Source organism: Streptomyces viridosporus T7A (assembly GCF_008704515.1).
Lineage (GTDB): Bacteria > Actinomycetota > Actinomycetes > Streptomycetales > Streptomycetaceae > Streptomyces > Streptomyces viridosporus.
Map to the genome: position 1 here is coordinate 5,190,442 of NZ_CP023700.1, position 26,059 is coordinate 5,216,500.

Here is a 26,059-nt window from a genome sequence, read left to right on the forward strand (position 1 = left end):
AGTCACCGGAAGTCCACGACGGGGGGCGCGAGATGAACACGCTGCACGGCACCAGCACCAGCGCAGTGGTCACGCGTCTGCACGACGTGCACCGGGGGTCCGAGAGGTCCGGTGCCGCGAGCATGCGGGGGTGCGCTCGCGGCACCGGGCGTCAGCACGCCGGCTTCATGTCGGTGGTTGACGCGTCCCAGGGGGAGACGCACGGGGGAAGCGCGTACGGGGAGGCCCCGGGGGAGCGCCGTTCGCTGTCGGAGGCGGAGTTCACCGCCTACGTCCAGGAGCGCCGCGCCTCCCTGTACGCCACCGCCTACCACCTGACCGGCGACCGCTTCGAGGCCGAGGACCTGCTGCAGAGCGCGCTGTTCTCGACCTACCGGGCGTGGGACCGGATCAGCGACAAGGCGGCGGTCGGCGGGTACCTCCGCCGCACCATGACCAACCTGCACATCAGCGCGTGGCGCCGCCGCAAGCTGAACGAGTACCCGACCGAGGAACTGCCGGAGACGGCCGGCGACACGGACGCGATGCGCGGCACCGAGCTGCGCACGGTCCTGTGGCAGGCACTGGCCCGGCTGCCCGAGCTCCAGCGCACCATGCTGGTCCTGCGCTACTACGAGGGCCGCACGGACCCGGAGATCGCGGAGATCCTCGGCATCAGCGTCGGCACGGTGAAGTCCAGCATCTGGCGGTCGCTCCGCCGGCTGCGCGAGGACGAGGTCCTCAGCTTCGGCCGTGACCGGGAGGACGCCTTCGGCGAACTGGTCGCCTGAAGGTTCGGGGGGACCCGGGGGAACCGGTGACGGGGGAGCACGGGGGAACCGCGGGGGCGCCGGGGGGCGTCACCGCACGAACGGGGACCCGAGGGGGAGCAACAAGGGGGACACGGGGGACACGGGGGACCTCGGGGGGATCACGGGGGATCCACGGGGGACAGCGGGGGGCGTGAAGAAGCGGGACCGGAGGGCCGGGGGGCCCGTCCGGTCCCGCTTTCGCGTGGGCGCACCGCCGCCGGGTCGGGGCTAAGCGGGCGCGGTGGTGCCCGTCGCGGCGCGTCCGTCGACCGCGGCGGCCGCCAGGCGCTCCAGTGCCTCGTCCCGGTCGCAGGCGTACGCGCCCAGTGCCGTCTGACGGGCGATGATCGACCGCTCCTGCCGCATCAGCCGCCAGCCGCGGCGCAGCAGGAACGGCACCGACTTGCGGCCCTCCTTCAGGTCCCGCAGGAAGCGCCGGCGGAACGTCGTCGCCGGGCCGCGGCTCAGGCACAGCGCGTCGGCCAGCACGCCCAGTTCACGGCAGCGGGTGACGATCTCCGCGGCGAAGATGCCCTCCGCGATGAACAGCGGGGCGGTGCCGATGTCGACGCTCCCCTCGCCCGTGCGGGCGCTGAGCGAGATGTCGTAGAGGGGGACCGGGGTGCGGCCCGTGCGGCACAGCCGGTCGATCGCGGCGAGCGCGGCGAGCGCGTCCCAGGAGCCGGGATGGTCCCAGTCGATGTCGGAGCTGCCCGCGACGAGCGGGAGCGTCGGGTCGTCGCCCTCCTTGTAGAAGTCGTCGAGGCGCAGCACGGGAAGACCGGAGCGGGCCGCGAGGAGGGACTTGCCGGAGCCGGAGGGGCCGCAGAGCAGCACGACTCGCGCGGATATGGGCGACTGGGAACTCACGGGACACCAGTGTGGGGCATCGACCGGGCGGCGTACGACCCCGTGGTCCGGCTTTGAAGCGCGCGTCACATCTCGGCTACTCTGCGCGTTCGTTCAGTGACTCGGTGAAGGCAAGAGGTGGTAGAGCGATGGGCCGACACAGCGCACCCGGGGCGTCGACCGTCCGACGCACCCTGGCCGTCCTCGCGACCGCGGGCGCGGCGCTCGGGGCGGGCGCGGCGACGGCGGCAGCGGCGGATTCCGGGCCGCTCCCGGGCGCGGTGGACGCGGACCGCTCCTCGCTCGGCGCACTCGACCCGCAGGCCGGCCTGCGGTCCGCGACCGGCTCGACCGCTCATGTCACGGGCCCGGTCGCGGACCTGAAGCCCAACCCGCTCGCCGGCACGGGCGTGGACCCGCTCGACAACGGCGTCGGCACCCAGGTCGCCGACTTCCGGCCGGTGGACTCGCGCGCGGTGACCGGTCCGGTCGCCCAGGCGCCGTCGGTCGGCAGCGTGCCGGTGGTCGGCCCGGCGGTCGGCGGGCCGACCGGGTGAGGGAGGACCGCACGGAAACGGCGGAGCGCCGCACCCGTCCGCCGTCCGGGCGGGGTGCGGCGCTCCGGCCGTACGGGGCCGGTCAGTAGGCGGAGCCCGAGGCGCCCAGCGAACCCGTCGGGTGCCAGACCGTCTTGGTCTCCAGGAACGCCGTCAGGCGGTCCGTGCCCGGTGTCGCCGACCAGTCGTCCACAGGCTGTGGACGCAGGACGCGCTTGAGGTTGTCCGCGGCCGCGATCTCCAGCTCCTTCGCCAACGCCTCGTCGGCGCCCGCGAGGTCGATCGCGTTGACGTCCTGGTGCGCGGCGAGCGGGGCGGCGATCTCCGCCGTACGGCCCGACAGGACGTTGACGACGCCGCCGGGCAGGTCGGAGGTGGCCAGGACCTCGCCGAGGGAGAGGGCCGGGAGCGGCGACTTCTCGCTCGCGACCACGACCGCCGTGTTGCCGGTCGCGATCACCGGGGCGACCACCGAGACCAGGCCCAGGAACGACGACTCCTGGGGGGCGAGGACCGCGACCACGCCGGTCGGCTCGGGCGAGGAGAGGTTGAAGTACGGTCCGGCGACCGGGTTCGAACCGCCGACCACCTGGGCGATCTTGTCGGTCCAGCCCGCGTACCAGACCCAGCGGTCGATCGCCGCGTCCACCTGGGCGGCGGCCCTGGACTTCGACAGGCCCTCGGCGTCGGCGACCTCGCGGACGTACTGGTCGCGGCGGCCCTCCAGCATCTCCGCGATGCGGTAGAGGATCTGGCCGCGGTTGTACGCCGTCGCCCCGGACCAGGCGCCGAACGCCTTGCGGGCGGCGACCACCGCGTCCCGGGCGTCCTTGCGGGAGGCGAGCGGTGCGTTGGCCAGCCAGTCGTCCTTCGAGTCCGTCACCTCGTACACCCGGCCGCTCTCGGAACGCGGGAACTTCCCGCCGACGTACAGCTTGTAGGTCTTGAAGACGGAGAGCCGCTCGAACTTCTCGGCCTTCTCGGTCTTCGCAGGCTTGTCGGCCTTCTCGACCTTTTCCACCTTCTCGGACTTGTCAGACATCGAGGTACGCCTCCAGGCCGTGGCGGCCGCCCTCGCGGCCGAAGCCCGACTCCTTGTAGCCGCCGAACGGCGAGGTCGGGTCGAACTTGTTGAACGTGTTGGACCAGACGACCCCCGCACGGAGCTTGTTCGCCACGGCCAGGATCCGCGAGCCCTTCTCCGTCCAGACGCCCGCCGACAGGCCGTACGGCGTGTTGTTGGCCTTGGCGACGGCCTCGTCCGGGGTGCGGAAGGTGAGCACCGACAGCACCGGGCCGAAGATCTCGTCGCGGGCGACGGTGTGCGCCTGGGTGACGCCCGTGAACAGGGTCGGCGCGAACCAGTAGCCGCTCTCGGGGAGTTCGCAGGCCGGGGACCAGCGCTCGGCGCCCTCCGCCTCGCCCTGCTCGACGAGCGAGGTGATGCGGGAGAGCTGCTCCGCGGAGTTGATCGCGCCGATGTCGGTGTTCTTGTCGAGCGGGTCGCCCAGGCGCAGCGTGGAGAGCCGGCGCTTGAGGGAGTCCAGCAGCTCGTCCTGGATCGACTCCTGGACCAGCAGGCGGGAGCCCGCGCAGCAGACCTGGCCCTGGTTGAAGAAGATGCCGTTGACGATGCCCTCGACGGCCTGGTCGATCGGGGCGTCGTCGAAGACGATGTTGGCGCCCTTGCCGCCCAGTTCCAGGGTGAGCTTCTTGCGCGTGCCGGCGACGGTCCGGGCGATCTGCTTGCCGACGGCCGTGGAGCCGGTGAAGGCGACCTTGTCCACGTCCGGGTGCGCGACCAGCGCGGCGCCGGCGTCGCCGTAGCCGGGAAGGATGTTGACGACGCCCTTGGGGAGACCGGCCTGGCGGCAGACGTCCGCGAAGAAGAGCGCGGAGAGCGGGGTCGTCTCGGCGGGCTTGAGCACCACCGTGTTGCCGGTCGCGAGCGCCGGGGCGATCTTCCAGGCGAGCATCAGCAGCGGGAAGTTCCAGGGGATGACCTGACCCGCGACGCCGAGCGGCCGGGGGGCGGCGCCGAACCCGGCGTGCTCCAGCTTGTCGGCCCAGCCCGCGTGGTAGAAGAAGTGCGCGGCGACCAGGGGCAGGTCGGCGTCGCGCGTCTCCCTGATCGGCTTGCCGTTGTCCAGCGTCTCCAGGACGGCCAGCTCGCGGCTGCGCTCCTGGATGATCCGGGCGATCCGGAACAGGTACTTGGCGCGCTCGGAGCCGGGCAGCGCGGACCACTTCCCGAACGCCTTGCGGGCGGCCCGCACCGCGCGGTCCACGTCCGCCTCGCCGGCCCGGGCGACCTCGGAGAGGACCTCCTCGGTGGCGGGGCTGACGGTCTTGAAGACCTTGCCGTCGGCCGCGTCGGCGAACTCGCCGTCGATGAACAGGCCGTAGGACGGCGCGATGTCGACGACCGAGCGGGACTCGGGCGCCGGGGCGTACTCGAATGCGGATGCCATGGTGATCAGTCCACCGTCACGTAGTCGGGGCCGGAGTAACGGCCGGTGGCCAGCTTCTGGCGCTGCATCAGCAGGTCGTTCAGCAGCGAGGAGGCGCCGAAGCGGAACCAGTGGTTGTCCAGCCAGTCCTCGCCCGCGGTCTCGTTGACCAGCACGAGGAACTTGACCGCGTCCTTGCTGGTGCGGATGCCGCCGGCCGGCTTCACGCCGACCTGGACGCCGGTCTGGGCGCGGAAGTCGCGGACCGCCTCCAGCATCAGGAGCGTGTTCGCGGGCGTGGCGTTCACCGCCACCTTGCCGGTCGAGGTCTTGATGAAGTCCGCGCCCGCCAGCATGCCGAGCCAGCTCGCCCGCCGGATGTTGTCGTACGTCGACAGCTCGCCCGTCTCGAAGATGACCTTCAGCCGCGCGCTCGCGCCGCAGGCCTCCTTCACGGCGACGATCTCGTCGTACACCTTCCGGTAGTTCCCGGCGAGGAACGCCCCGCGGTCGATGACCATGTCGATCTCGTCCGCGCCGGCGGCGACCGCCTCGCGGACGTCCGCCAGCTTGACGGCGAGCGGGGCGCGGCCGGCCGGGAAGGCGGTGGCGACGGAGGCGACCTTGACGCCGGAACCGGCGACCGCCTCCTTGGCCGTGGCCACCATGTCGGGATAGACGCAGACCGCGGCCGTGGCGGGGGTCGTGCGGTCGGTCGGGTCGGGGCGGACCGCCTTCGCGCCGAGCGCCCGGACCTTGCCCGGGGTGTCCGCGCCTTCCAGCGTCGTCAGGTCGACCATCGAGATGGCGAGGTCGATGGCGTACGCCTTCGCGGTCGTCTTGATCGAGCGGGTGCCGAGGGAGGCGGCCCGGGCCTCCAGGCCGACCGCGTCGACGCCGGGCAGCCCGTGGAGGAAGCGGCGCAGCGTGCTGTCGGACGCGGTGACGTCGCTCAGGGCGTGTGCGGGGGGAGCAGTGGTGGACATGGTCACAAGCCGAGCATATCTACGCGCGTAGCGGCTGTACAGCCCCCGGAACCGTCCCGCACGGCCCCCGGCTCCGTCGCGTACGGCCGCCCGCGGCGCCGGCCGGGCTCCACCGCGTACGAGTGCTTCCGGGGCCGTCGTGCAGAATCGGGGGCATGACGACCCCTGAGCCCCCGTCGCCTGCGCCGGAGCCTTCGAAACCCACGAAGACCTCGAAGGCCCCGCAGTCCCCGGCGTCTGCGGCGCCCCAGTACAAGGACCGGATCTACCGCTCGCCCGCGGCCCTCGCCGGCGGTGTGCTGCTGCTCGCCCTCATCGGGTGGCTCGGCATCGACGCGCTGGTCGCCGGGGAGGGCCGCACGCCGTGGCTGGCCCTCGCCGTGATGCTCTTCCTCGTGCCCCTGGTCGTCGCCTACACCCTGCGCCCCGCCGTCTTCGCCAACGACGACCGGCTGCGCGTCCGCAACCCCTTCCGCGTCGTCGTGCTGCCCTGGGGGCAGGTCGCCTCCCTGCGCTCCGGTTTCACCAACGAGGTCGTCGACGACTCCGGCACCAAGTACCAGCTGTGGGCCATCCCCGTCTCGCTGCGCGCCCGCAAGAGGGCGTCGCGGGCCCAGGACCGGCTGGACGCGCGGGCCGCCCGCGCCGCCGGCCGGGGCGAGGGGCGCGCCCCCGGTGCCGGCCCCGGGGGCGTCACCGAGGCGCCGAGGCGGGCGGAGGGCGACCAGATCATGGACGAGCTGCGCAGGACGCACGAGATCCGCCAGGAGGAGCCGGCGGCCCAGGGCGAGGTGACCGTGCGGTGGGCCTACGAGATCGCCGGGCCGGCGGTCGCGGGTGCCGTGCTGCTGGCGGTCCTGCTCGCCGTGGGCTGAGCGCGCGGCGGGTCCGGCCGGGGCCCGTGGTCCGCGGTGCCCGGCGGGGCGTTGCGGACCACGGGCCCCGCCGGGGCCCTCAGATGCCGGCCGCGCGCGCCAGGTCCCGCTTGAGCGCGGTCAGCAGTTCCGCCGCCGTCGCGCGGGCCGCGGGGAGGTCGGCCCGCGCGGGAACCGGGACCACCACCTCCAGGTAGCACTTCAGCTTCGGTTCCGTGCCGCTGGGGCGGACGATCACCCGGGCGCCGTCCAGGGTGTAGCGCAGGCCGTCGGTGGGCGGGAGCCGGTCCGTGCCCCGGGTCAGGTCCTCGGCGTCGGTGACCCGCAGCCCCGCCAGCACGGTCGGGGGCTGCTCGCGCAGGCGGCGCATCGCGGCCGCGATGAGGGAGAGGTCCTGGACGCGGACCGAGAGCTGGTCGGTGGCGTGCAGGCCGTGCTCCACGGCGAGGTCGTCGAGGAGGTCCAGGAGGGTGCGGCCCTCGGCCTTCAGCACGGAGGCCAGCTCCGTGAGGAGCAGCGCCGCCGTGATGCCGTCCTTGTCGCGGACGCCCTCCGGGTCGACGCAGTAGCCGAGCGCCTCCTCGTAGCCGTAGCGCAGGCCCTCGACCCGGGCGATCCACTTGAAGCCGGTCAGGGTCTCCTCGTGGGGGAGGCCGGCCCGCTCGGCGATCCGGCCGAGGAGCGAGGACGACACGATCGACTCGGCGAACGTGCCGGTCGCGCCGCGGCGGACCAGGTGGGCGGCGAGCAGGGCGCCGACCTCGTCGCCGCGCAGCATGCGCCAGTCGTCCCCGTCCCGGACGGCCGCGGCGCAGCGGTCGGCGTCCGGGTCGTTGGCGATGACCAGGTCGGGCCCGGTCTCCCGGGCCTTCGCGAAGGCGAGGTCCATCGCGCCGGGCTCCTCCGGGTTGGGGAACGCGACGGTCGGGAACTCCGGGTCGGGGTCGGCCTGCTCGGCGACCAGGTCGGGGGCGGGGAAGCCGGCACGGGCGAAGGCGGCGAGGAGGACGTCCCGGCCGACGCCGTGCATCGCGGTGTAGACCGTGCGGGCGGTGCGCGGGGAGTCCCCGGCCAGGACGGCGTCCGTGCGGGCGAGGTAGGCGTCCAGGACGGCGTCGTCGAGGATCTCCCAGCCCTCCGCGGGGCGGGGGACCGCGGCGAGGGAGGGGACGGCGGCGATCTCCGCGGCGATCTCCGCGTCGGCCGGGGGGACGATCTGGGAGCCGTCGCCCAGGTACACCTTGTAGCCGTTGTCGCGGGGCGGGTTGTGGCTGGCGGTGACCTCCACGCCGGCGACCGCGCCGAGGTGCCTGATGGCGAAGGCGAGGACGGGGGTGGGGAGGGGGCGGGGCAGGACGGCCGCCCTGAGGCCGGCGCCGGTCATGACGGCGGCGGTGTCGCGGGCGAAGTCGGCCGACTTGTGGCGGGCGTCGTAGCCGATGACGACGAGGCCGGCCGTTCCGTCGGACCCGGCGGGGCCCTGCTTCTTCAGGTACGCGGCGAGGCCGGCGGCGGCGCGGATGACGACGGAGCGGTTCATGCGCATCGGGCCGGCGCCGAGTTCGCCGCGGAGGCCGGCGGTGCCGAACTGGAGGGTGCCGCCGAAGCGCGCGGCGAGCTCGGCGTGGTCCTCGGCGGCGAGGAGGCGGGCGAGTTCCTCGCGGGTGTCCGTGTCGGGGTCCTCGGCCAGCCACGCCTCGGCGCGTGCGATGAGGTCGTCTTGCACGTTCGGTCAGCCTCTCGTTGCGGGTGGGTGGGAGCACGGGTTCGGGTGCGGGCGCCCGCGGCGGGCCGGGCGGGTGCCCCGCGGGCGCGCGGGGATGCGCGTCTCGACGCCCGCGGCGCGGCTCTCGGTCCGGTGGGGGCCGGTGCGGCGCCCGCGGTGCGTCGGGACCGGGGCGGCGCCGGGGGTCCGTCCCCGGTCCGGCGCGGAACCGGTGGCCCACCGAGGGGCCCGCGTCGACGCGCCGGCCGCCGCGGGCGGACGGCCCGCCCAGGCCCTCGCCGTACGCGGCCCTCGCCGTACGCGGCTGCCCGCGGACGCCGTGGCGTCCTACAGGCGGCCCAGCACCTGGGCCAGCAGGGAGCCCATGCGGGTGGCGGAGTCGCGGCCCGCCTGGAGGACCTCCTCGTGGTTGAGGGGTTCGCCCGTCATGCCGGCGGCCAGGTTGGTGACCAGGGAGATGCCCAGGACCTCGGCGCCCGCCTCACGGGCGGCGATGGCCTCCAGGACCGTGGACATGCCGACCAGGTCCGCGCCGATCACACGGGCCATGCGGATCTCGGCCGGGGTCTCGTAGTGCGGCCCGGGGAACTGGGCGTAGACGCCCTCCTCCAGGGTGGGGTCGACCTCCTTGCAGAGGGCGCGCAGGCGGGGGGAGTAGAGGTCCGTGAGGTCGACGAAGTTGGCGCCGACGATGGGGGAGGTGGCCGTCAGGTTGATGTGGTCGCTGATCAGGACCGGCTGGCCGGGGCGCATGCCCGCGCGCAGGCCGCCGCAGCCGTTGGTCAGGACGACGGTCTTGGCGCCGGCGGCCACGGCGGTGCGGACGCCGTGGGCGACGGCGGCGACTCCGCGGCCCTCGTAGTAATGGGTGCGGCCCAGGAAGACCAGGGCGCGCTTGGCACCGATGCGGTACGAGCGGATCTTGCCTCCGTGGCCCTCGACCGCCGGCGGCGGGAAGCCGGGCAGTTCGGTGACCGGGAACTCGGCCTCGGGGGTGCCGAGCGCGTCCACGGCCGGTGCCCAGCCGGAGCCCATCACGAGGGCGACGTCGTGGGTCTCGGCGCCGGTGAGTTCGCGCAGGCGCGCGGCGGCGGCGTCGGCTGCGGCGTAGGGGTCGCCCTGGATGTCGTCCGGAAGAAGAGAAGCGTTCACGTCGACGAGGGTAGCCGGTCTGCGCCTACGCGCGTAGATGCTGGGGCTCGCGGGGTGGCGATCGTTGTCTTGTCGTTTCCGACGGGGGAGCCGCCGGCGCGCTCAGCAGGGGCGCTTGCGCAGCTCCATGACGTAGTCGTGCGGCGCGCCCGCGGACTCCGCCGCGTCGGCGATCTCGCCCAGGTAGCGGGCCGAGGGCAGGCCCCCCTCGTAGGCGTTGAGGACGTAGGTCCAGGCCGGCTCCTCGCCGTCCAGGGTGTGCGCGCGGACCCGGATGCGGCGGTAGATGTCCAGCCCGGCGCCCTCCCAGCGGTCCAGGGACTCCTCGTCCATGGGGGCGATGTCGTACAGCGCGACGAAGACCTGGGCCAGCGGGTCCTCGACGAGGGTCGCCAGCGCCCCCTCCCAGCCCTCGCCCCCGAACGTCAGCCGCCACCCGTTCAGCCAGCCGGTGGCACGCAGCGGCGAGTGCGGAGCACGGCGGGACATCAGCCGCGCGTCGAGGTTGCCGGCGTACGCGGCGTAGAGCGACATGGGGGAAGGGTACGGCAGCCGGGACGGGGGTCACGCCGGTGACGGCGGCGCCACGGGTGGGCCCCCGGACGGTCGCACGGTGAGGTGTGCGGGACAATGGAGTACGTGACTCGGATCGTGATCATCGGTGGCGGACCCGGCGGATACGAAGCGGCGCTGGTCGCCGCGCAGCTCGGCGCGGAGGTGACCGTCGTCGACTGCGACGGCCTGGGCGGGGCGTCGGTGCTGACCGACTGCGTGCCGTCGAAGACCCTGATCGCCACGGCCGAGGTGATGACCACCTTCGACTCCTCCTACGAGGAGCTGGGCATCATCGTCGCCGACGACACCCCGCCCATGGAGCAGGCCGCCCGGGTGGTGGGCGTGGACCTGGGCAAGGTCAACCGGCGGGTGAAGCGGCTCGCCCTGGCCCAGTCGCACGACATCACCGCGTCCGTGACCCGGGCCGGCGCGCGCGTGCTGCGCGGGCGCGGGCGCCTGGAGGGCATGCAGGCGCTCGACGGGTCGCGCAAGGTCGTGGTGCGCGCCGCCGACGGGACCGAGGAGACGCTGGTCGCCGACGCGGTGCTCATCGCCACCGGCGGACACCCGCGGGAGCTGCCCGACGCCCGGCCCGACGGCGAACGGATCCTGAACTGGACCCAGGTGTACGACCTGAACGAGCTCCCCGAGGAACTCATCGTGGTCGGCTCCGGTGTCACGGGCGCCGAGTTCGCCGGCGCCTACCAGGCGCTCGGTTCCAAGGTGACGCTCGTGTCGTCGCGCGACCGGGTGCTGCCGGGCGAGGACCCGGACGCCGCCGCGGTGCTGGAGGACGTCTTCCGCCGGCGCGGCATGAACGTCATGGCGCGTTCGCGCGCGCAGTCCGCGAAGCGGGTCGGGGACCGGGTGGAGGTGACCCTCGCCGACGGGCGGGTGATCACCGGCTCGCACTGTCTGATGGCGGTCGGCGCCATCCCCAACACCGAGGGCATGGGCCTGGAGGAGGCCGGGGTCCGGCTGCGGGACTCCGGGCACATCTGGACCGACAAGGTGTCCCGGACCACGGCCCCGGGCGTGTACGCCGCCGGTGACGTGACCGGTGTGTTCGCGCTGGCCTCGGTGGCCGCCATGCAGGGGCGCATCGCCGTGTACCACTTCCTCGGCGACGCGGTCGCCCCGCTGAACCTGAAGACCGTCTCGTCGAACGTCTTCACCGACCCCGAGATCGCCACCGTCGGGTACACCCAGGCCGACGTGGACGCCGGCAAGATCGACGCCCGGGCCGTGAAGCTGCCGCTGCTGCGCAACCCCCGCGCGAAGATGCAGGGCATCCGCGACGGCTTCGTCAAGATCTTCTGCCGGCCGGGCACCGGCATCGTGGTGGGCGGCGTCGTCGTCGCACCGCGCGCCTCGGAACTCATCCACCCCATCTCGATCGCGGTCGACAACAATCTGACGGTGGAACAGATCGCGAACGCCTTCACGGTCTACCCCTCCCTGTCGGGCTCGATCGCCGAAGTGGCACGCCAGTTGCACACCCGGAAGACGGGCAGCGAGGCCTGACCGGCCGGAAACGGCCCCCACCGCTCGTCGCGAGGTGCCGGCCGCGTGGCCGGCACGGGCGACGGGACCAGGCTCTATACCACTTGGCGTGGTTCCGTGCGAACAACTTCTGCTATTCAGCGCAAACTGCTGAAAGCAGACGGTCGTCGGCGTTACTGTCAGTTTCGTGTTCGCTGCAGAACGTCGCCAATTGATCCTCGAAATGGTGCGAGCGAACGGGGCCGTGTCGCTCCGTGAACTCGCCCGCGTCGTCCAGACCTCCGAAGTGACCGTACGGCGGGACGTGCGCGCGCTGGAGGCAGAAGGACTCCTCGACCGCCGGCACGGCGGTGCGGTACTGCCGGGCGGGTTCACGCGAGAGTCCGGTTTTCCGCAGAAGTCACATCTCGCGACCGCGGAGAAGACCGTCATCGCCGACCTCGCCGCGAACTTCGTGGAGGAGGGCGAGGCCATCGTGGTCGGCGCGGGCACCACCACGCAGGAGCTGGCGCGCCGGCTGGCCCGGGTGCCCGGGCTGACCGTCGTCACCAACTCCCTGCTGGTCGCCCAGGCCCTGGCCCACGCCAACCGGGTGGAAGTCGTGATGACCGGAGGCACGCTCCGCGGCTCGAACTACGCCCTCGTCGGCAGCGGTGCGGAGCAGTCCCTCCAGGGGCTGCGGGTGTCCCGGGCCTTCCTGTCCGGGAGCGGTCTGACCGCCGAGCGGGGGCTCTCCACGTCCAACATGCTGTCGGCGTCGGTCGACCGGGCGCTGGTGCAGGCGGCGTCGGAGGTGGTGGTCCTCGCCGACCACACCAAGCTCGGCACGGACACCATGTTCCAGACCGTGCCCACGGACCTCATCACCCGCCTCGTGACGGACGAGCCGCCCGCCCACGACGACCGCGCGGCCACCGAGCTCCAGGCGCTCGCCGACCAGGGCGTGCAGATCGCCGTCGCCGGGGCGCCGGGGGGACCGGCGGGCTCGGGGGGTGACGGCACTCCGACGGGCCGGAAGCGCCGTGACGTGCCCCTCCCCGGGCCCCGCCGCCAGGGCCCGGGTCTCCGTCCGGCCGTGGGCCTGGGAGCCGAACAGCCGACGGCTGCCGAGCGGGCCCGGGTGGCGGATCTGCGCAGGCGGTGAGGGCACGGCGTCGCCCCCGCCACCGGATCGTACGGAGGTCCGACGGGCCCGCGCACGAGAGGCGCCCGGCGGGTCCTCGGTCGGTCCGCCGGGCGTCCTGTCGCGTGGTGCGGGTCAGTCCTTGATCTCGCAGATGGCGGCGCCGGACGTGACCGACGCGCCGACCTCGGCGGTCAGCCCCTTGACGGTGCCGGACCGGTGGGCGTTGAGGGGCTGCTCCATCTTCATCGCCTCCAGCACCACGATCAGGTCGCCCTCCCGCACCTCCTGGCCCTCCTCCACGGCGACCTTGACGATGGTGCCCTGCATCGGGGAGGCCAGGGTGTCGCCGGAGGCGGCCGGCCCGGACCGCTTCGCCGCGCGGCGCTTGGGCTTGGCGCCGGCGGCCAGGCCGGTGCGGGCCAGGGACATGCCCAGCGAGGCGGGCAGGGAGACCTCCAGGCGCTTGCCGCCGACCTCGACCACCACCGTCTCGCGGTCCGCCTCCTCCTCCGCCTCCGCGGCGCCGCCGGCCGGGACGAAGGGCTCCAGGTCGTTGACGAACTCGGTCTCGATCCACCGGGTGTGCACCGTGAACGGCCCGGCCGCGCCGTGCAGCTCGGGGGCGAAGGCGGGGTCGGCGACCACCCTGCGGTGGAAGGGCAGGGCGGTGGCCATGCCCTCGATGCGGAACTCCGCCAGCGCCCGGGCGGCGCGCTGCAGCGCCTCGGCGCGGGTGCGGCCGGTGACGATCAGCTTGGCCAGCAGCGAGTCCCAGGCCGGGCCGATCACGCTGCCCGCCTCCACCCCGGCGTCCAGCCGCACCCCGGGCCCGGCGGGCGGGTCGAAGGCGGTGACGGTGCCGGGGGCGGGCAGGAAGCCGCGGCCGGGGTCCTCGCCGTTGATGCGGAACTCCAGCGAGTGGCCGCGCAGCACCGGGTCGTCGTAGCCCAGCGGCTCGCCGTCGGCGATGCGGAACATCTCGCGCACCAGGTCCAGGCCGGCGACCTCCTCGGTGACCGGGTGCTCGACCTGCAGGCGGGTGTTGACCTCCAGGAAGGAGACGGTGCCGTCGGCGCCGACCAGGAACTCCACGGTGCCGGCGCCGACGTAGCCGGCCTCCCGCAGGATGGCCTTGGAGGCGCGGTACAGCTCGGCGGTCTGCGCCTCGGTCAAGAACGGGGCGGGGGCCTCCTCGACCAGTTTCTGGTGGCGGCGCTGCAGCGAGCAGTCCCGGGTGGAGACGACCACCACGTTGCCGTGGGTGTCGGCCAGGCACTGGGTCTCCACGTGCCGGGGCCGGTCCAGGTAGCGCTCCACGAAGCACTCGCCGCGGCCGAAGGCGGCCACCGCCTCGCGGACCGCGGAGTCGTACAGCTCGGGGATCTCCTCCCGGGTGCGGGCCACCTTCAGGCCGCGGCCGCCGCCGCCGAAGGCGGCCTTGATGGCGATCGGCAGCCCGTGCTGCTCGGCGAAGGCCAGCACCTCCTCGGCGCCGGAGACCGGGTCGGGGGTGCCGGCCACCAGCGGGGCGCCGGCGCGCTGGGCGATGTGCCGGGCGGCGACCTTGTCGCCCAGGTCGCGGATGGCGGCCGGCGGCGGGCCGATCCAGATCAGCCCGGCGTCCAGCACCGCCTGGGCGAACGCGGCGTTCTCCGAGAGGAAGCCGTAGCCGGGGTGGACGGCGTCCGCGCCCGACTCCCGCGCCGCCGTCAGCACCTTGTCCATGTCCAGGTAGCTGGTGGCCGGGGTGTCACCGCCCAGGGCGAACGCCTCGTCCGCGGCGCGGACGTGCAGGGCGTTGCGGTCCGGATCGGCGTAGACCGCCACGCTCGCGATCCCGGCGTCCCGGCAGGCCCGGGCCACCCGGACAGCGATTTCGCCACGATTGGCGATGAGCACCTTGCGCACGATTGAGGCTCCCTCCTTGAAACAAGCCGAGTTTAGGGACTGCCGACACGGCACTACGACCCGTCCCCAATGGTGAGCTTGCCCACACGGAGCGTGATGCGAGGATCGCTCGAGCCGCGAAATCCCTTGTCGCGCCGCGAGGTGCAGGACTCCTCCGGAAAACCCTAGCCGTCCCGTGTGGTCAAGGTCTCTGTGAGAGCGTGCCGCGCCCCACTCTGTTTCTTTGTGGAATCCCTACGAATGGCCCAATGATTCTTTGCCCCCCACCGGACCCTTGCCCCCAGGTTTACCGGTGAGTAGCCTTCGCGTCGGCTCGGGCGTACCCGGGGTAACAGCAGTCGTGTTCGAAAGTGGGTGGGGCCGGTGGTGCGCAGGCCGTTGGCGTGGGTCCTGGCGCTCGTGCTGTTCGCCGAGGCGCTCGGTGTGGCGGCGCTGAACTGGATCCTGGGCATCCTCGTCGACCGGCAGGAGATGTCGCTGGCCGGTCTCGATCCGCACCTGATGGCGGTGTCCTCGAAGATCGGCGGAATCGTCTTCGGGCTCTACTTCGCGCTGTGCGGCCTGGTGGCCCTGCTGGTCGCCCTGCGCGACCGGGCGCCGGCCGGCTTCGGCCGGGTGCTGCTGATCAGCGCCGCGGTGGTGCACGCCCTGCTGGGCGCGTTCGCGTGGGGGCTGGTCGGCCCGACCGCGTTCCTGGCCATGGTGGTGGTGCTGGGCCTCGTCGTGCTGCTGCTGATGACGTACGACGGCCGCCCGGGGGAGCCCGCCGGTCCCGCGGACGCCGGTCCCGCGGACGGTCCCGGCGGCGGCTCCCCGGTCACGCCTCCGACGGCGCCCACAGCTCCGTGATGCTCACGCCCAGCTCGGCCAGCAGGCGGCGCACCAGGGGCAGGCTGATGCCGATGACGTTGCCGTGGTCGCCGTCGATGCCGTCGATGAACGGGCCCGAACGGCCGTCCAGGGTGAACGCCCCGGCGACGTGGAGGGGTTCGCCGGAGGCCACGTAGGCGGCGATCTCCTCGTCGGTGGGATCGCCGAAGCGCACGACGGTGGAGGCGGTGGCGGAGACGTAACGGCCGCCGAGGGTGTCGTAGACGCAGTGGCCGGTCTGGAGCGTGCCCGCGCGGCCCCGCATGGCCTTCCAGCGGGCGGTGGCCTCCTCGGCGTCCGAGGGCTTGCCGAGGGCCTGGCCGTCCAGTTCCAGGACGGAGTCGCAGCCGATCACCAGCGCGCCCTTGACCTCGGGCTTCGCGGCGACGACGGACGCCTTGGCCTCGGCCAGGGCGAGCGCCAGTTCGGCGGGGGTGGGGGCGGTGACGGCGTCCTCGTCGACCCCGCTGACGATCACCTCGGGGTCCAGTCCGGCCTGGCGGAGCAGTCCGAGCCGGGCGGGGGACTGGGAGGCGAGCACGAGTCGGCGACGCGGCTGATCTGTCATGCGATCAGCGTATCGGCGTCCCCCGGCCGCCTCACCTCACGCCGATCACGAGCATCGCGAGGACCATGGCCAGCGCCATGAGAACGCCCAGTCGCCGCAGCATCGCCTGCGTGTCGCGCAGTTCTTCCGGCGGCTCGTTCTCGGGGTCGGACCACAGCATGCCTTCCATCGTCCGACCCCGGACCGAGCGGGCGCCTGAGTACGCGTACTCAACTCTCCGCTTCCCGTACGTGCTCCGTACGACTTTCCCTACGTGTTGTGTGCTACGAGCCCGGCCAGTAGGTCCGGGTCCAGGCGGCCGGCCCCGGCGCGGGCAGCCGGCGGGCGGCCAGGCGGGCCGGATCGGACCAGGCATCCCGGGCGGCGGGCGCGCCGGGCGGCCCGGCCGCCGCCGCGGCGCGGGCCCGGACCACCGCCAGGGCGGCGGCCAGCTCCTCCGGGGTCGGATTGCCCCGCACGATCCTGATGGTCACGTCGGCTCCTCACAGCGGGATGTTGCCGTGCTTCTTCGGCGGCAGCGCGGCCCGCTTGGTGCGCAGCTGGCGCAGCCCGCGCACCAGGTGGCGGCGGGTCTCGCGGGGCGCGACCACCGCGTCCACGTAGCCGCGCTCGGCGGCGGTGTAGGGGTTGAGCAGGGCGTCCTCGTACTCCCGGATCAGCCGGGCGCGGGCGGCCTCCGGATCGGCGGCGGCCGCGATGGTGCGCCGGTGCAGGATGTTGACCGCGCCCTGCGCGCCCATCACCGCGATCTGCGCGGTGGGCCAGGCCAGGTTCAGGTCGGCGCCCAGGTGCTTGGAGCCCATCACGTCGTAGGCGCCGCCGAAGGCCTTGCGGGTGATCACGGTGATCAGCGGCACGGTGGCCTCGGCGTAGGCGTAGATCAGCTTGGCGCCGCGGCGGATGATGCCGTCGTGCTCCTGGCCCACCCCGGGCAGAAAGCCGGGCACGTCCACGAAGGTGAGCACCGGCAGGTTGAAGGCGTCGCAGGTGCGCACGAACCGGGCCGCCTTCTCCGAGGCGGCGATGTCCAGGCAGCCGGCGAACTGCAGCGGCTGGTTGGCCACCACGCCCACCGGGCGGCCCTCGATGCGGCCGAAGCCGGTGAGGATGTTCGGCGCGAACAGCGGCTGCGTCTCGCAGAACTCGCCGTCGTCCAGCACCCGCTCGAGCACCGCGCGCATGTCGTAGGGCTGGTGCGCGCTGTCCGGCACCAGCGCGTCCAGCTCCCGGTCCGCCGCGCCGACCGCCAGGTCCGCCTCCTCCGGGAACGCCGGCGGCTCGGCGAGGTTGTTGGACGGCAGGTACGACAGCAGCTGCTTGACGTACTCGATCGCGTCCTTCTCGTCGCCGGCCAGGTGGTGGGCCACCCCGGAGGCGGTGTTGTGGGTGCGGGCCCCGCCCAGCTCCTCGAAGCCCACCTCCTCGCCGGTCACCGTCTTGATCACGTCCGGGCCGGTGATGAACATGTGGCTGGTTTGGTCCACCATGACGGTGAAGTCGGTGATCGCCGGCGAGTACACCGCGCCGCCCGCGCACGGCCCCACCACCAGGCTGATCTGCGGGATCACCCCGGAGGCGTGGGTGTTGCGGCGGAAGATCTCCCCGTAGGCGCCCAGCGCGGCCACCCCCTCCTGGATCCGCGCGCCGCCGGAGTCGTTGATGCCGATCACCGGGCAGCCGGTCTTCAGCGCGAAGTCCATCACCTTGACGATCTTCTGCCCGTACACCTCGCCCAGCGCCCCGCCGAAGACCGTGAAGTCCTGCGAGAACACCGCCACCGGCCGGCCGTCCACGGTGCCGTACCCGGTCACCACCCCGTCGCCGTAGGGCCGGTCGGCCTCCAGCCCGAAGCCGGTGGAGCGGTGCCGGGCGAACTCGTCCAGCTCCACGAAGGAGTCCTCGTCCAGCAGCAGGGCGATCCGCTCCCGGGCGGTCAGCTTGCCCTTGGCGTGCTGCTTGGCCACCGCCCGCGCGGAACCGGCGTGCGTCGCCTCCTCCACCCGGCGCCGGAGGTCCGCGAGCTTCCCCGCGGTCGTATGGATGTCGGGCTGCTGCTCTTCCGGCTCGGACATCGGGATGCGGCTCCCTGCCTGCTCAAAAGGGGGGTCGGTTACTCATCCGTAGCGTAGTGGGGGGTCCCGTGGTCGGCAGTGCGGCGTTTACCACACCTAGTGTGTGTTGCATGACTCCGCGAGATGCGTCAGAGCCGTTCGGAAACCGTTGGTCGGACCTGGACCGGCCGCCCCTCAACGTGAGCGCCTTGCGTCGGGGGTTGGTGCGGGAGGGGACGCTGTGGTCCCGGGTGGAGGTGGTGCAGCGGACCGGGTCGACCAACTCCGACCTGGTGGCGTGGGCGGCCGAGGGGCGGGCGGGGGAGGGGACCGTGCTCGTCGCCGAGGAGCAGACGGCCGCGCGGGGGCGGCTGGACCGGCAGTGGACGGCGCCGGCCCGGTCGGGGCTGTTCTTCTCCGTGCTGCTGACGCCTCGTGAGGTGCCGGTGGCGCGGTGGGGGTGGCTGCCGCTGCTGACGGGGGTCGCGGTGGCGACGGGACTGTCGCGGGCGGCGGGCGTGGACACGGCGCTGAAGTGGCCCAACGACGTGCTGGTGACGGTGGACGGAGAGGAACGGAAGACCGGGGGGATCCTGGCGGAGGGCGCCGGGGAGGGCGGTGTGGTCGTCGGCGTCGGGATCAATGTGAGCCTGCGCGCCGACGAGCTGCCGGTGCCGACGGCGGGGTCGCTGGCGCTGGCGGGGGCGGTGAACACGGACCGGGACCCGCTGCTGCGGGGGATGCTGCGGGCGCTGGAGGAGTGGTACGGGCGGTGGCGGGCGGCCGGAGGCGATGCCTCGGCGTGCGGTCTGCAGGAGACGTACGCGGCGGGGTGCGCGACGCTCGGGCGGATGGTGCGGGCGGAGCTGCCGGGGGAGCGGTCGATGGTGGGGGAGGCGGTCGCCGTGGACGGGGACGGGCGGCTGGTGATCGCCACGAAGGAAGGGGTGCAGGAGCCCGTGGGGGCGGGGGACATCGTGCACCTGCGTTCCGTGTGAGCGGGTGCCCGCGGCGCACGGACGGGCGCGGTCGCCACCGCGCCGGCCGCCGCGGGCGGACACCTCGGCCCCGTCCCCTTCCCACCACCGTCCCGGCCCACCACCGTCCCGGCCCGCCGCCGTACGCGGCTGCGGCCGTCTCACCGCCGGCCCAACCGAACGGAGTGAGCTGGCGCACACCTGCCGTAGAGTTGAGGCCGGTCGAACATGGCCGTGGCAGATCGGAAGGGCAGCAACGCGTGACCGTCGACGACTCGGGTTCCGGTACGGACGCGCAGGGCGGGGTGGAACCTCCCCCACTCCCGGCTTCGCACGAACGGGGGGACCCCCCTCCCGCCGACACCGGCGAGGATCCGCTCGCTCTGCGCGTCGAACAGCTCATCCTGGGCGCCGAGCGCCGTTACACGCCCTTTCAGGCGGCCCGCAGCGCCGGCGTCACCATGGAGCTGGCCACGCGGTTCTGGCGGGCCATGGGCTTCGCCGACGTGGGGCAGGCCAAGGCGCTCACGGAGGCGGACGTACTGGCGCTGCGCCGGCTGGCCGGTCTGGTGGAGGCGGGGCTGCTGAGCGAGGCCATGGCGGTGCAGGTGGCGCGGTCCACCGGGCAGACCACCGCACGGCTGGCCGAATGGCAGATGGACTCGTTCCTGGAGGGGCTGACCGAGCCGCCCGAGCCGGGGATGACCCGCACCGAGGTGACGTACCCGATCGTCGAGCTGCTCCTGCCCGAGCTGCAGGAGTTCCTGGTGTACGTCTGGCGGCGCCAGCTCGCCGCCTCGGCCGGGCGGGTGGTGCAGGGGGCCGACGACGAGGAGATGGTGGACCGGCGGCTCGCCGTCGCGTTCGCCGACCTCGTGGGGTTCACACGGCTCACCCGGCGGATGGAGGAGGAGGAACTCGGTGAGCTCGTCGAGGCCTTCGAGACCACCGCCGCCGATCTCGTCGCGGCCCGGGGCGGACGGCTGATCAAGACGCTGGGCGACGAGGTGCTGTACGTCGCCGACGACGCGGGGACCGCCGCGGAGATCGCCCTCATGCTGATCGAGACCCTGGCGAACGACGAGACGATGCCGGAGCTGCGGGTCGGCATGGCGCTCGGCACCGTGACCACCCGGATGGGCGATGTCTTCGGCACCACGGTCAATCTGGCCTCCCGGCTCACGTCCATAGCCCCGCGGGACGCCGTGCTCGTCGACACCGCCTTCGCCGAGGAACTGATCCGCGCCGGTGACGCTCCCGCCTCCGAGGCGGCGGCGGCCGAGGCGGCGGCCGCGGCGGAGAAGGAGGGCGAGGAGCCGCCGACGTACCGGTTCGCCCTGCAGCCGATGTGGCAGCGGCCGGTGCGCGGTCTCGGCGTGGTGGAGCCCTGGCTGCTCACCCGCCGGAACGGGACGTCCTAGCGCACGCCGACGCACAGGTCGATGACCGGTACGCACACGACGGGGCCGGGCTCGCCCGGTCGGGCCGGTGGGGGTTCCACGGGCGGGGGCGTCCGGGTGCGGGACGGTGCCGGTGGTGGGGGAGTGACCGGGCCCGGTACCCGGGTCGTCGGGTCCGGGGGCGGGGCGGTCGACGGGACGGCCGGGGTGGTGGCCGTGGCGGCCGTGGTGGCCGTGGAGCGTGCCGGGGCGGGGGGTGCGGACGTGCCCGGGGTGAGCGTGACCGGGGCCTGGCCGCCCAGGGCGGTGGGGGAGGAAGGGCCGGCCCCGGGGGTGCGGGACGGTGGGCCCGGGGTGCCGCTCGTGGCGGTGGCGGGCGTACGGGTGGAGGCGCTCGGCCGGGGGACGGCCTCCACGCCGATGTCTTCGCCGCCCGGGCCGGAGACGAGGCGGACGAGGCCCAGGGCGCCCGCGGCCAGGGCCAGGCCGCCGAGGGCCGGCAGGACCTTGCGGGGGCGGGGCCTGCGGTGACGACCCCGGAGGCGCGAACCGGCGCGTCCCGGTGGTGTGCCGGGGTGTGGTGCGGGCGTGTTCGGTGTCATCGCGATCCCTCCCCTGCGGACGCGCCCCCGATGCGCCGCGGTGGAGCGCACGTTATGCGCTCCCCCGGGGAGGAGCCGCCGGAGTCGGCCGGATGTCACTCGAACGGGTGGGCGGGGGAAGCGGGCGCGTGCCCTTTTCCGGGCGGGCGTCGGGCTGCGATGATCGGGGCGAGCGATGTTAACCCGCGTTAACCGGAGGATGTCATGAGTGAGGAACGGTTCGGGGAGTTCGTGCTGGTGCGCCGGCACGAGCAGGGGCATGTCGCGGAGCTCGTCCTCGACCGGCCGGGGGCCATGAACGCCGTGTCGACCGGGATGGCCCGCTCCCTCGCCGGGGCCTGTGCGGCGCTGGCGGAGGACCGGGACGTCCGGGTGGTGGTGCTGACCTCGTCGCACGAGCGGGCGTTCTGCGTGGGGGCCGACCTGAAGGAGCGCAACTCCTTCAGCGACGCCGACCTGGTGCGCCAGCGCCCGGTGGCGCGCGGGGCGTACACCGGGGTGCTCGAACTGCCGGTGCCCACGGTCGCGGCGGTGCACGGGTTCGCCCTGGGCGGCGGTTTCGAGCTGGCCCTGTCGTGCGACGTGATCGTGGCCGACCGCACGGCCGTGGTGGGGCTGCCCGAGGTGTCCGTCGGGGTGATCCCGGGCGGCGGCGGTACGCAGCTGCTGCCCCGGCGGGTGGGCGCGGCGCGCGCCGCCGAGCTGATCTTCACGGCGCGGCGGGTGGAGGCCGCCGAGGCCCGGGAGCTGGGGCTCGTCGACGAGCTGGTGGAGGAGGGGCGGGACCGGGAGGCGGCCCTGGCCCTGGCGTCCCGGATCGCCGCGAACTCCCCGGTGGGGCTGCGGGCGGCCAAGCGGGCGCTGCGCCTCGGGCACGGGCTGGACCTGTCCGCCGGTCTCGAGGTCGAGGACGCGGCCTGGCGGTCGGTGGCGTTCTCGGGCGACCGGGCGGAGGGGGTCGCCGCCTTCAACGAGAAGCGCAGGCCGAACTGGCCGGGAGAGTAGCGGAGGCTCGTCGCGGTCCCGGGACCGCCCCGTCGCGGGCGGTCCCCGTTCGCACGGTTAATGTACCCGTTCGCCCGGAATCTCCCTAGCCTGGAGGGATGGGTGAGGACAGCCGGCTGGCGGCCGTGGTGGCGCTGGCCCAGGGCATGGCCGCCGCGCAGAGCTCGCGGGAGGCCTGGCGGGCCGCGGCGGGCGGGGCCTGCCGGGCGCTGGGCGGGAGCTTCGCCGCGCTGTCGATGTGGGAGCGGGAGCTCGGGCGGCTGAGGGTCCTGGTGAACGTCGGGGAACTGGCCGAGGGGGAGGAGGGGTTCCCCGACGACGAGTCCTACCCGGTGCACCAGTTCGCCGAGATCACCGAGTTCCTGCACGAGCGGTGGGCCGGCGGCGGTGAGCCCGACGCCTGGGTGGAGGTGGCCGAGGGGCCGGCGGAGGGACGGCCGGGCTACTGCCACCAGCGGGTGGCGGCGCTGCGGCGGCGCGGACGGGGGTGCTGCGTGGTCGCTCCGATCGTGCTGCACGGGCGGGCGTGGGGGGAGCTGTACGTGGCCCGGCCGGTGGGCGCGCCCGTCTTCGGGCGGGGCGACGCCGACTTCGCCACCGTCCTGGCCGCCGTCGTCGCCGCCGGGATCGCGCAGACCGAGCGGCTGGAGGAGGCCCGCCGGCTGGCGTTCACGGACGCGTTGACCGGGCTGGCCAACCGCCGGGCCGTGGACGCGCGGCTCGACGAGGCGATCGAGCGGCACCGCCGGGACGGGGCCGTCGTCAGTCTCGTGGTGTGCGACGTCAACGGGCTGAAGAAGGTCAACGACACCCTCGGGCACGCGGTCGGGGACCGGCTGCTGGAGCGGTTCGGGAGCGTGCTGTCGCTGTGCGGGGCGATGCTGCCGGGGGCCCTGGCGGCGCGGCTCGGCGGCGACGAGTTCTGCCTGCTGTCCGTGGGGCCGTCCGCCGACGAGGTGGTCAAGGCGGCCGACGAGGTGTGCCGCCGGGCCGTCGACCTCGGGATCGGCGACGGCGTCGCCTGCGGGGTGGCGTCCACCGAGGCCCCCGTCGGGCCGGTGCACTCCGCCCGGCGGCTGTTCCGGTTGGCCGACGCGGCGCAGTACCGGGCCAAGGCCGACCGGTCCGACCGTCCCGTCGTCGCCGGGCGGGAGGGCCTCGACGATCCCGTCGTGCGGCTCGCGGACGAGCCGCCGCGGGGGGCGGACGGGGAGCGGCGCCGGTTCCGGGGGCGGCACTCGCCGTGACCGCACGCCCCGCCGCGGCTCCGGCGGGTGTGACGCGCCGGTAAGGGGCGGACCGGGTTCCCGGTGGTGACATCGTTGAATTCACTGCGTACGCTCCTGAATATGGATATGCACACTGTGGTGGTGGGGACGTCCGGGGTGACCGCGTCCGACGTGCTCGCCGTGGCGCGCGGCGGTGCCCGCGTCGAACTGTCCGCCCAGGCGGTGGCCGCCCTCGCCGCGTCCCGCGGGATCGTGGACGCCCTGGCCGCCAAGCCGGACCCCGTGTACGGCGTGAGCACCGGTTTCGGCGCCCTCGCCACCCGGCACATCAGCCCCGAGCTGCGCGGCCGGCTGCAGCGCAACATCGTCCGCTCGCACGCCGCCGGGATGGGGCCGCGCGTGGAGCGGGAGGTCGTCCGCGCCCTGATGTTCCTGCGGTTGAAGACCGTCTGCTCCGGGCGCACCGGGGTCAGGCCCGAGGTCGCGCGGACCATGGCCGAGGTGCTGAACGCCGGGATCACCCCGGTCGTGCACGAGTACGGCTCCCTCGGCTGCTCGGGCGACCTGGCCCCGCTGTCCCACTGCGCCCTCGCGTTGATGGGCGAGGGGGAGGCCGAAGGGCCCGACGGGAGCGTGCGGCCCGCCGGCGACCTGCTCGCCGAGCACGGCATCCGGCCCGTCGAGCTGCGCGAGAAGGAGGGGCTCGCCCTCCTCAACGGCACCGACGGCATGCTCGGCATGCTCGTCATGGCCCTCGCCGACCTGGAGACCCTCTACCGGTCCGCCGACGTCACGGCCGCCCTCAGCCTGGAGGCGCTGCTCGGCACCGACAAGGTGCTCGTCCCCGAGCTGCACGCCATCCGCCCGCACCCGGGGCAGGCCGCCAGCGCCGCCAACATGCTGGCCGTGCTGAAGGGTTCGGGGATGACGGGCCATCACCAGGACGACGCGCCCCGGGTCCAGGACGCCTACTCGGTGCGCTGCGCCCCGCAGGTCGCGGGCGCCGGGCGGGACACCCTGGCCCACGCCCGGCTGGTCGCCGAGCGCGAACTCGCCTCCGCGGTCGACAATCCGGTGGTGCTGCCGGACGGGCGGGTCGAGTCCAACGGCAACTTCCACGGGGCACCGATCGCCTACGTCCTGGACTTCCTCGCCATCGCCGCCGCCGACCTCGGCTCCATCGCCGAGCGCCGCACCGACCGGCTGCTGGACAAGAACCGCAGCCACGGGCTGCCGCCGTTCCTCGCCGACGACGCCGGTGTCGACTCCGGGCTGATGATCGCTCAGTACACCCAGGCCGCACTGGTGAGCGAGCTGAAGCGGCTCGCCGTACCGGCGTCGGCGGACTCGATCCCGTCCTCCGCGATGCAGGAGGACCACGTCTCCATGGGCTGGTCGGCGGCGCGCAAGCTGCGCACGGCCGTGGACGGCCTCACCCGGGTCATCGCCGTCGAACTGTACGCCGCCACGCGCGCGGTGGAGCTGCGCGAGGGGCTGACGCCCGCGCCCGCGACGCGGGCCGTGATCGAGGCCGTGCGGGAGGCGGGGGTGGAGGGCCCGGGACCGGACCGGTACCTCGCGCCCGACCTCGCCGCGGCGGAGGCGTTCGTCCGCGACGGGCGGCTGGTCGCGGCCGCGGAGACGGTCACCGGACCGCTGCGCTGAACCGGCCGGGGTTTTGGGGAGGTGCCGCGGGGCCCCGGAGGGCCGACCCGGAAGTGACCGGGGCACCGCGGGACTGACGGGACGCCACCCCCTGCGGGCCGGCGGCCCGCGGCCCGTGCCGGGGAGGGCGGTTCAGTGGCCGAAGCGCTCGCGGCGCACCGAGTAGACGACGAACCCGGCGCCCAGGGCCAGGCAGGCCGTGCCGCCGACGAGGTAGGGAGTGCTGTCGAAGCTGCCGGTGTCGGCGAGCCGGACCTCCTGGCCGGTGCCGTGCAGGGACGCCTGCGTGGTGCCGGACACGATTCTTGCCTGTTCCGTGACCTGCGGAGACGGGCTCGCCGAGGTCGACTCTCCCGCCGGAGCGTCCGAGGTCGCGTTCGCGGACGGAACGAACCACAGGGCGCACAGCAGGGTGCCCGCGGTGGTGGCGGTCAGCAACGGACGGAGCGCGGATGACACGGAATATCGATCCCCTTGTGGCGCTGGCGAATTGGCCGTGTGGGCCGATGGTAGTGAAAGGCGCGGGTCACAGGAAAGTCACGGCCTCCCGGGGCCGTACGCTCCGGACATGAGCACTCCAGAGGCGTCACGTTTTGTCAGGATTCGAGTGGACCTCGTCCTCGAGGTGGACGACGAGGAAGCGGTGACCGGGGCCGCGCTGCGCAGGATCGCGGCCGACGACGGCATGCCGGCCGCGGAACGGGCGCACGCCGAAAGCGCTGTGACGGAGGACACAGCCGAGGCCCTCGCCCATCTCGTCGACCCGTTCGGCCTGGTCGGCGAGGTGCCGGGGGTCGAACTCCAGCAGGCCTCGTGGAGCAGCGAGCGGATCGACTACGACCCCGACGCACCGGAGTGGGACCTCGACGAGGACGACGACGAGGAGCCGTACGGCAGCGGACACGGGGGAGTTGACGAGTACGACGGGGGGAACGAGGAGGGCGGGAACGGGTACGAGGAAGAGGGCCGCGGCGGCGGTGACGCGCGCGGGGCGGGCGGGGGCCGCTGAGGCCGCCCGGCAGTCGTACCCCGGGCGGCGACCGCGGTCCGGGGCCACGGCGTCCCGGTCGGCGCGCCGGTCGGCGCGCCGCCGCGGCGGACGTGGCGAGCCCCACACCCATGGGCCGTGGGGAACCGGATCACCCGGTCGTAGCGTTGATGGTTAGGACGAGGTCCCGGCTTCGGGCCGGGGCTCGTGGGGTTGGGATTCGGCG

26 protein-coding genes are annotated in these 26,059 nt (G+C 74.0%); 12 read left to right on the plus strand and 14 right to left on the minus strand.

The window, feature by feature from the left end; all coding sequences use genetic code 11:
- Nucleotides 1-32 precede the first annotated feature (32 nt).
- A complete protein-coding gene (locus tag CP969_RS24165; RefSeq protein WP_016824873.1) occupies nucleotides 33-770 on the plus strand; it encodes a SigE family RNA polymerase sigma factor in 738 nt (245 codons plus the stop codon).
- 249 nt (nucleotides 771-1,019) lie between these two features.
- Here CP969_RS24165 and CP969_RS24170 read toward each other — a convergent pair whose 3' ends face one another.
- Nucleotides 1,020-1,730: a uridine kinase family protein gene (locus CP969_RS24170; RefSeq protein WP_004984108.1), complete on the minus strand. Its 711-nt coding sequence runs from the start codon at nucleotides 1,728-1,730 to the stop codon at nucleotides 1,020-1,022.
- A gap of 59 nt (nucleotides 1,731-1,789) precedes the next feature.
- On the opposite strand from CP969_RS24170, the gene CP969_RS24175 reads away from it, so the two are divergent.
- The gene (locus CP969_RS24175) at nucleotides 1,790-2,197 is read left to right on the plus strand and encodes a hypothetical protein (RefSeq protein WP_016824871.1); all 408 of its coding nucleotides are present in this window, start codon (nucleotides 1,790-1,792) and stop codon (nucleotides 2,195-2,197) included.
- An 82-nt stretch (nucleotides 2,198-2,279) separates the two neighbouring features.
- Here CP969_RS24175 and CP969_RS24180 read toward each other — a convergent pair whose 3' ends face one another.
- From CP969_RS24180 to deoC, 3 genes are read right to left on the minus strand one after another with little or no spacing between them, the layout of a single operon-like run.
- Nucleotides 2,280-3,239: an aldehyde dehydrogenase family protein gene (locus tag CP969_RS24180; RefSeq protein WP_016824870.1), complete on the minus strand. Its 960-nt coding sequence runs from the start codon at nucleotides 3,237-3,239 to the stop codon at nucleotides 2,280-2,282.
- On the minus strand, nucleotides 3,232-4,668 hold the full coding sequence (locus tag CP969_RS24185) for an aldehyde dehydrogenase family protein (protein ID WP_004984106.1): 1,437 nt from the start codon (nucleotides 4,666-4,668) through the stop codon (nucleotides 3,232-3,234). The genes CP969_RS24180 and CP969_RS24185 overlap by 8 nt, the downstream gene beginning before the upstream one ends.
- A gap of 5 nt (nucleotides 4,669-4,673) precedes the next feature.
- Nucleotides 4,674-5,633: a deoxyribose-phosphate aldolase gene (gene deoC, locus CP969_RS24190; protein WP_039831511.1), complete on the minus strand. Its 960-nt coding sequence runs from the start codon at nucleotides 5,631-5,633 to the stop codon at nucleotides 4,674-4,676.
- Nucleotides 5,634-5,788: 155 nt separating this feature from the next.
- On the opposite strand from deoC, the gene CP969_RS24195 reads away from it, so the two are divergent.
- Nucleotides 5,789-6,508, plus strand: a complete 720-nt coding sequence (locus tag CP969_RS24195) for a PH domain-containing protein (RefSeq protein WP_026084925.1) — start codon at nucleotides 5,789-5,791, stop codon at nucleotides 6,506-6,508.
- Nucleotides 6,509-6,587: 79 nt separating this feature from the next.
- Here CP969_RS24195 and CP969_RS24200 read toward each other — a convergent pair whose 3' ends face one another.
- From CP969_RS24200 to CP969_RS24210, 3 genes are all read right to left on the minus strand, one after another.
- Nucleotides 6,588-8,234, minus strand: coding sequence for a phospho-sugar mutase (locus CP969_RS24200; protein ID WP_016824867.1), 1,647 nt, complete (start codon nucleotides 8,232-8,234; stop codon nucleotides 6,588-6,590).
- Between the two features lie 327 nt (nucleotides 8,235-8,561).
- Entirely contained in the window at nucleotides 8,562-9,386 is an 825-nt protein-coding gene (locus CP969_RS24205) for a purine-nucleoside phosphorylase (RefSeq protein ID WP_004984100.1), read from the minus strand.
- A gap of 102 nt (nucleotides 9,387-9,488) precedes the next feature.
- Nucleotides 9,489-9,920 carry a gamma-glutamylcyclotransferase family protein gene (locus tag CP969_RS24210; protein ID WP_004984099.1) on the minus strand — a complete coding sequence of 144 codons (432 nt, stop codon included), beginning with the start codon at nucleotides 9,918-9,920 and terminating at the stop codon, nucleotides 9,489-9,491.
- 96 nt (nucleotides 9,921-10,016) lie between these two features.
- Here CP969_RS24210 and CP969_RS24215 point away from each other — a divergent pair, with 96 nt between their 5' ends.
- Entirely contained in the window at nucleotides 10,017-11,465 is a 1,449-nt protein-coding gene (locus tag CP969_RS24215) for an NAD(P)H-quinone dehydrogenase (protein ID WP_016824866.1), read from the plus strand.
- 166 nt (nucleotides 11,466-11,631) lie between these two features.
- Complete coding sequence (locus tag CP969_RS24220; protein WP_078495363.1) at nucleotides 11,632-12,588, plus strand: DeoR/GlpR family DNA-binding transcription regulator; 957 nt, start codon at nucleotides 11,632-11,634, stop codon at nucleotides 12,586-12,588.
- 114 nt (nucleotides 12,589-12,702) lie between these two features.
- On the opposite strand, the gene CP969_RS24225 is transcribed toward CP969_RS24220, so the two are convergent.
- On the minus strand, nucleotides 12,703-14,478 hold the full coding sequence (locus CP969_RS24225; protein ID WP_150474959.1) for an acetyl/propionyl/methylcrotonyl-CoA carboxylase subunit alpha: 1,776 nt from the start codon (nucleotides 14,476-14,478) through the stop codon (nucleotides 12,703-12,705).
- A 378-nt stretch (nucleotides 14,479-14,856) separates the two neighbouring features.
- Here CP969_RS24225 and CP969_RS24230 point away from each other — a divergent pair, with 378 nt between their 5' ends.
- Complete coding sequence (locus CP969_RS24230) at nucleotides 14,857-15,327, plus strand: hypothetical protein (protein ID WP_016824865.1); 471 nt, start codon at nucleotides 14,857-14,859, stop codon at nucleotides 15,325-15,327.
- Here CP969_RS24230 and CP969_RS24235 read toward each other — a convergent pair.
- The 4 genes from CP969_RS24235 to CP969_RS24245 all read right to left on the minus strand — a co-directional run bounded on the left by CP969_RS24235 (nucleotide 15,296) and on the right by CP969_RS24245 (nucleotide 17,988).
- Nucleotides 15,296-15,916, minus strand: a complete 621-nt coding sequence (locus CP969_RS24235; protein ID WP_004984093.1) for a Maf family protein — start codon at nucleotides 15,914-15,916, stop codon at nucleotides 15,296-15,298. The genes CP969_RS24230 and CP969_RS24235 overlap by 32 nt on opposite strands.
- A 31-nt stretch (nucleotides 15,917-15,947) precedes the next feature.
- Nucleotides 15,948-16,076 carry a morphogenic membrane protein MmpB gene (gene mmpB, locus CP969_RS34290; protein WP_016824863.1) on the minus strand — a complete coding sequence of 43 codons (129 nt, stop codon included), beginning with the start codon at nucleotides 16,074-16,076 and terminating at the stop codon, nucleotides 15,948-15,950.
- 103 nt (nucleotides 16,077-16,179) lie between these two features.
- Complete coding sequence (locus CP969_RS24240) at nucleotides 16,180-16,389, minus strand: acyl-CoA carboxylase epsilon subunit (RefSeq protein ID WP_150474960.1); 210 nt, start codon at nucleotides 16,387-16,389, stop codon at nucleotides 16,180-16,182.
- Between the two features lie 9 nt (nucleotides 16,390-16,398).
- Entirely contained in the window at nucleotides 16,399-17,988 is a 1,590-nt protein-coding gene (locus tag CP969_RS24245; protein ID WP_150474961.1) for an acyl-CoA carboxylase subunit beta, read from the minus strand.
- 110 nt (nucleotides 17,989-18,098) lie between these two features.
- Here CP969_RS24245 and CP969_RS24250 point away from each other — a divergent pair, with 110 nt between their 5' ends.
- Together CP969_RS24250 and CP969_RS24255 are read left to right on the plus strand one after the other, a co-directional pair.
- Nucleotides 18,099-18,965 (plus strand): biotin--[acetyl-CoA-carboxylase] ligase, encoded by an 867-nt coding sequence (locus CP969_RS24250; RefSeq protein ID WP_026084923.1) that lies wholly within the window; start codon nucleotides 18,099-18,101, stop codon nucleotides 18,963-18,965.
- Nucleotides 18,966-19,204: 239 nt separating this feature from the next.
- Nucleotides 19,205-20,365, plus strand: coding sequence for an adenylate/guanylate cyclase domain-containing protein (locus tag CP969_RS24255; protein ID WP_016824860.1), 1,161 nt, complete (start codon nucleotides 19,205-19,207; stop codon nucleotides 20,363-20,365).
- On the opposite strand, the gene CP969_RS24260 is transcribed toward CP969_RS24255, so the two are convergent.
- Nucleotides 20,362-20,946: a hypothetical protein gene (locus CP969_RS24260; protein WP_051044403.1), complete on the minus strand. Its 585-nt coding sequence runs from the start codon at nucleotides 20,944-20,946 to the stop codon at nucleotides 20,362-20,364. The genes CP969_RS24255 and CP969_RS24260 overlap by 4 nt on opposite strands.
- A 204-nt stretch (nucleotides 20,947-21,150) precedes the next feature.
- On the opposite strand from CP969_RS24260, the gene CP969_RS24265 reads away from it, so the two are divergent.
- From CP969_RS24265 to hutH, 3 genes are all read left to right on the plus strand, one after another.
- Complete coding sequence (locus CP969_RS24265; protein ID WP_016824859.1) at nucleotides 21,151-21,951, plus strand: enoyl-CoA hydratase/isomerase family protein; 801 nt, start codon at nucleotides 21,151-21,153, stop codon at nucleotides 21,949-21,951.
- 98 nt (nucleotides 21,952-22,049) lie between these two features.
- Nucleotides 22,050-23,198 (plus strand): GGDEF domain-containing protein, encoded by a 1,149-nt coding sequence (locus CP969_RS24270; protein ID WP_016824858.1) that lies wholly within the window; start codon nucleotides 22,050-22,052, stop codon nucleotides 23,196-23,198.
- A 108-nt stretch (nucleotides 23,199-23,306) separates the two neighbouring features.
- Nucleotides 23,307-24,845 carry a histidine ammonia-lyase gene (gene hutH / locus CP969_RS24275; protein WP_026084922.1) on the plus strand — a complete coding sequence of 513 codons (1,539 nt, stop codon included), beginning with the start codon at nucleotides 23,307-23,309 and terminating at the stop codon, nucleotides 24,843-24,845.
- Between the two features lie 132 nt (nucleotides 24,846-24,977).
- Here hutH and CP969_RS24280 read toward each other — a convergent pair whose 3' ends face one another.
- Nucleotides 24,978-25,304: a hypothetical protein gene (locus CP969_RS24280; protein ID WP_171817469.1), complete on the minus strand. Its 327-nt coding sequence runs from the start codon at nucleotides 25,302-25,304 to the stop codon at nucleotides 24,978-24,980.
- A gap of 148 nt (nucleotides 25,305-25,452) precedes the next feature.
- Between CP969_RS24280 and CP969_RS24285 the strand changes: the two genes are divergently transcribed.
- Nucleotides 25,453-25,854, plus strand: a complete 402-nt coding sequence (locus CP969_RS24285; RefSeq protein WP_004984083.1) for a hypothetical protein — start codon at nucleotides 25,453-25,455, stop codon at nucleotides 25,852-25,854.
- Nucleotides 25,855-26,059 lie beyond the last annotated feature (205 nt).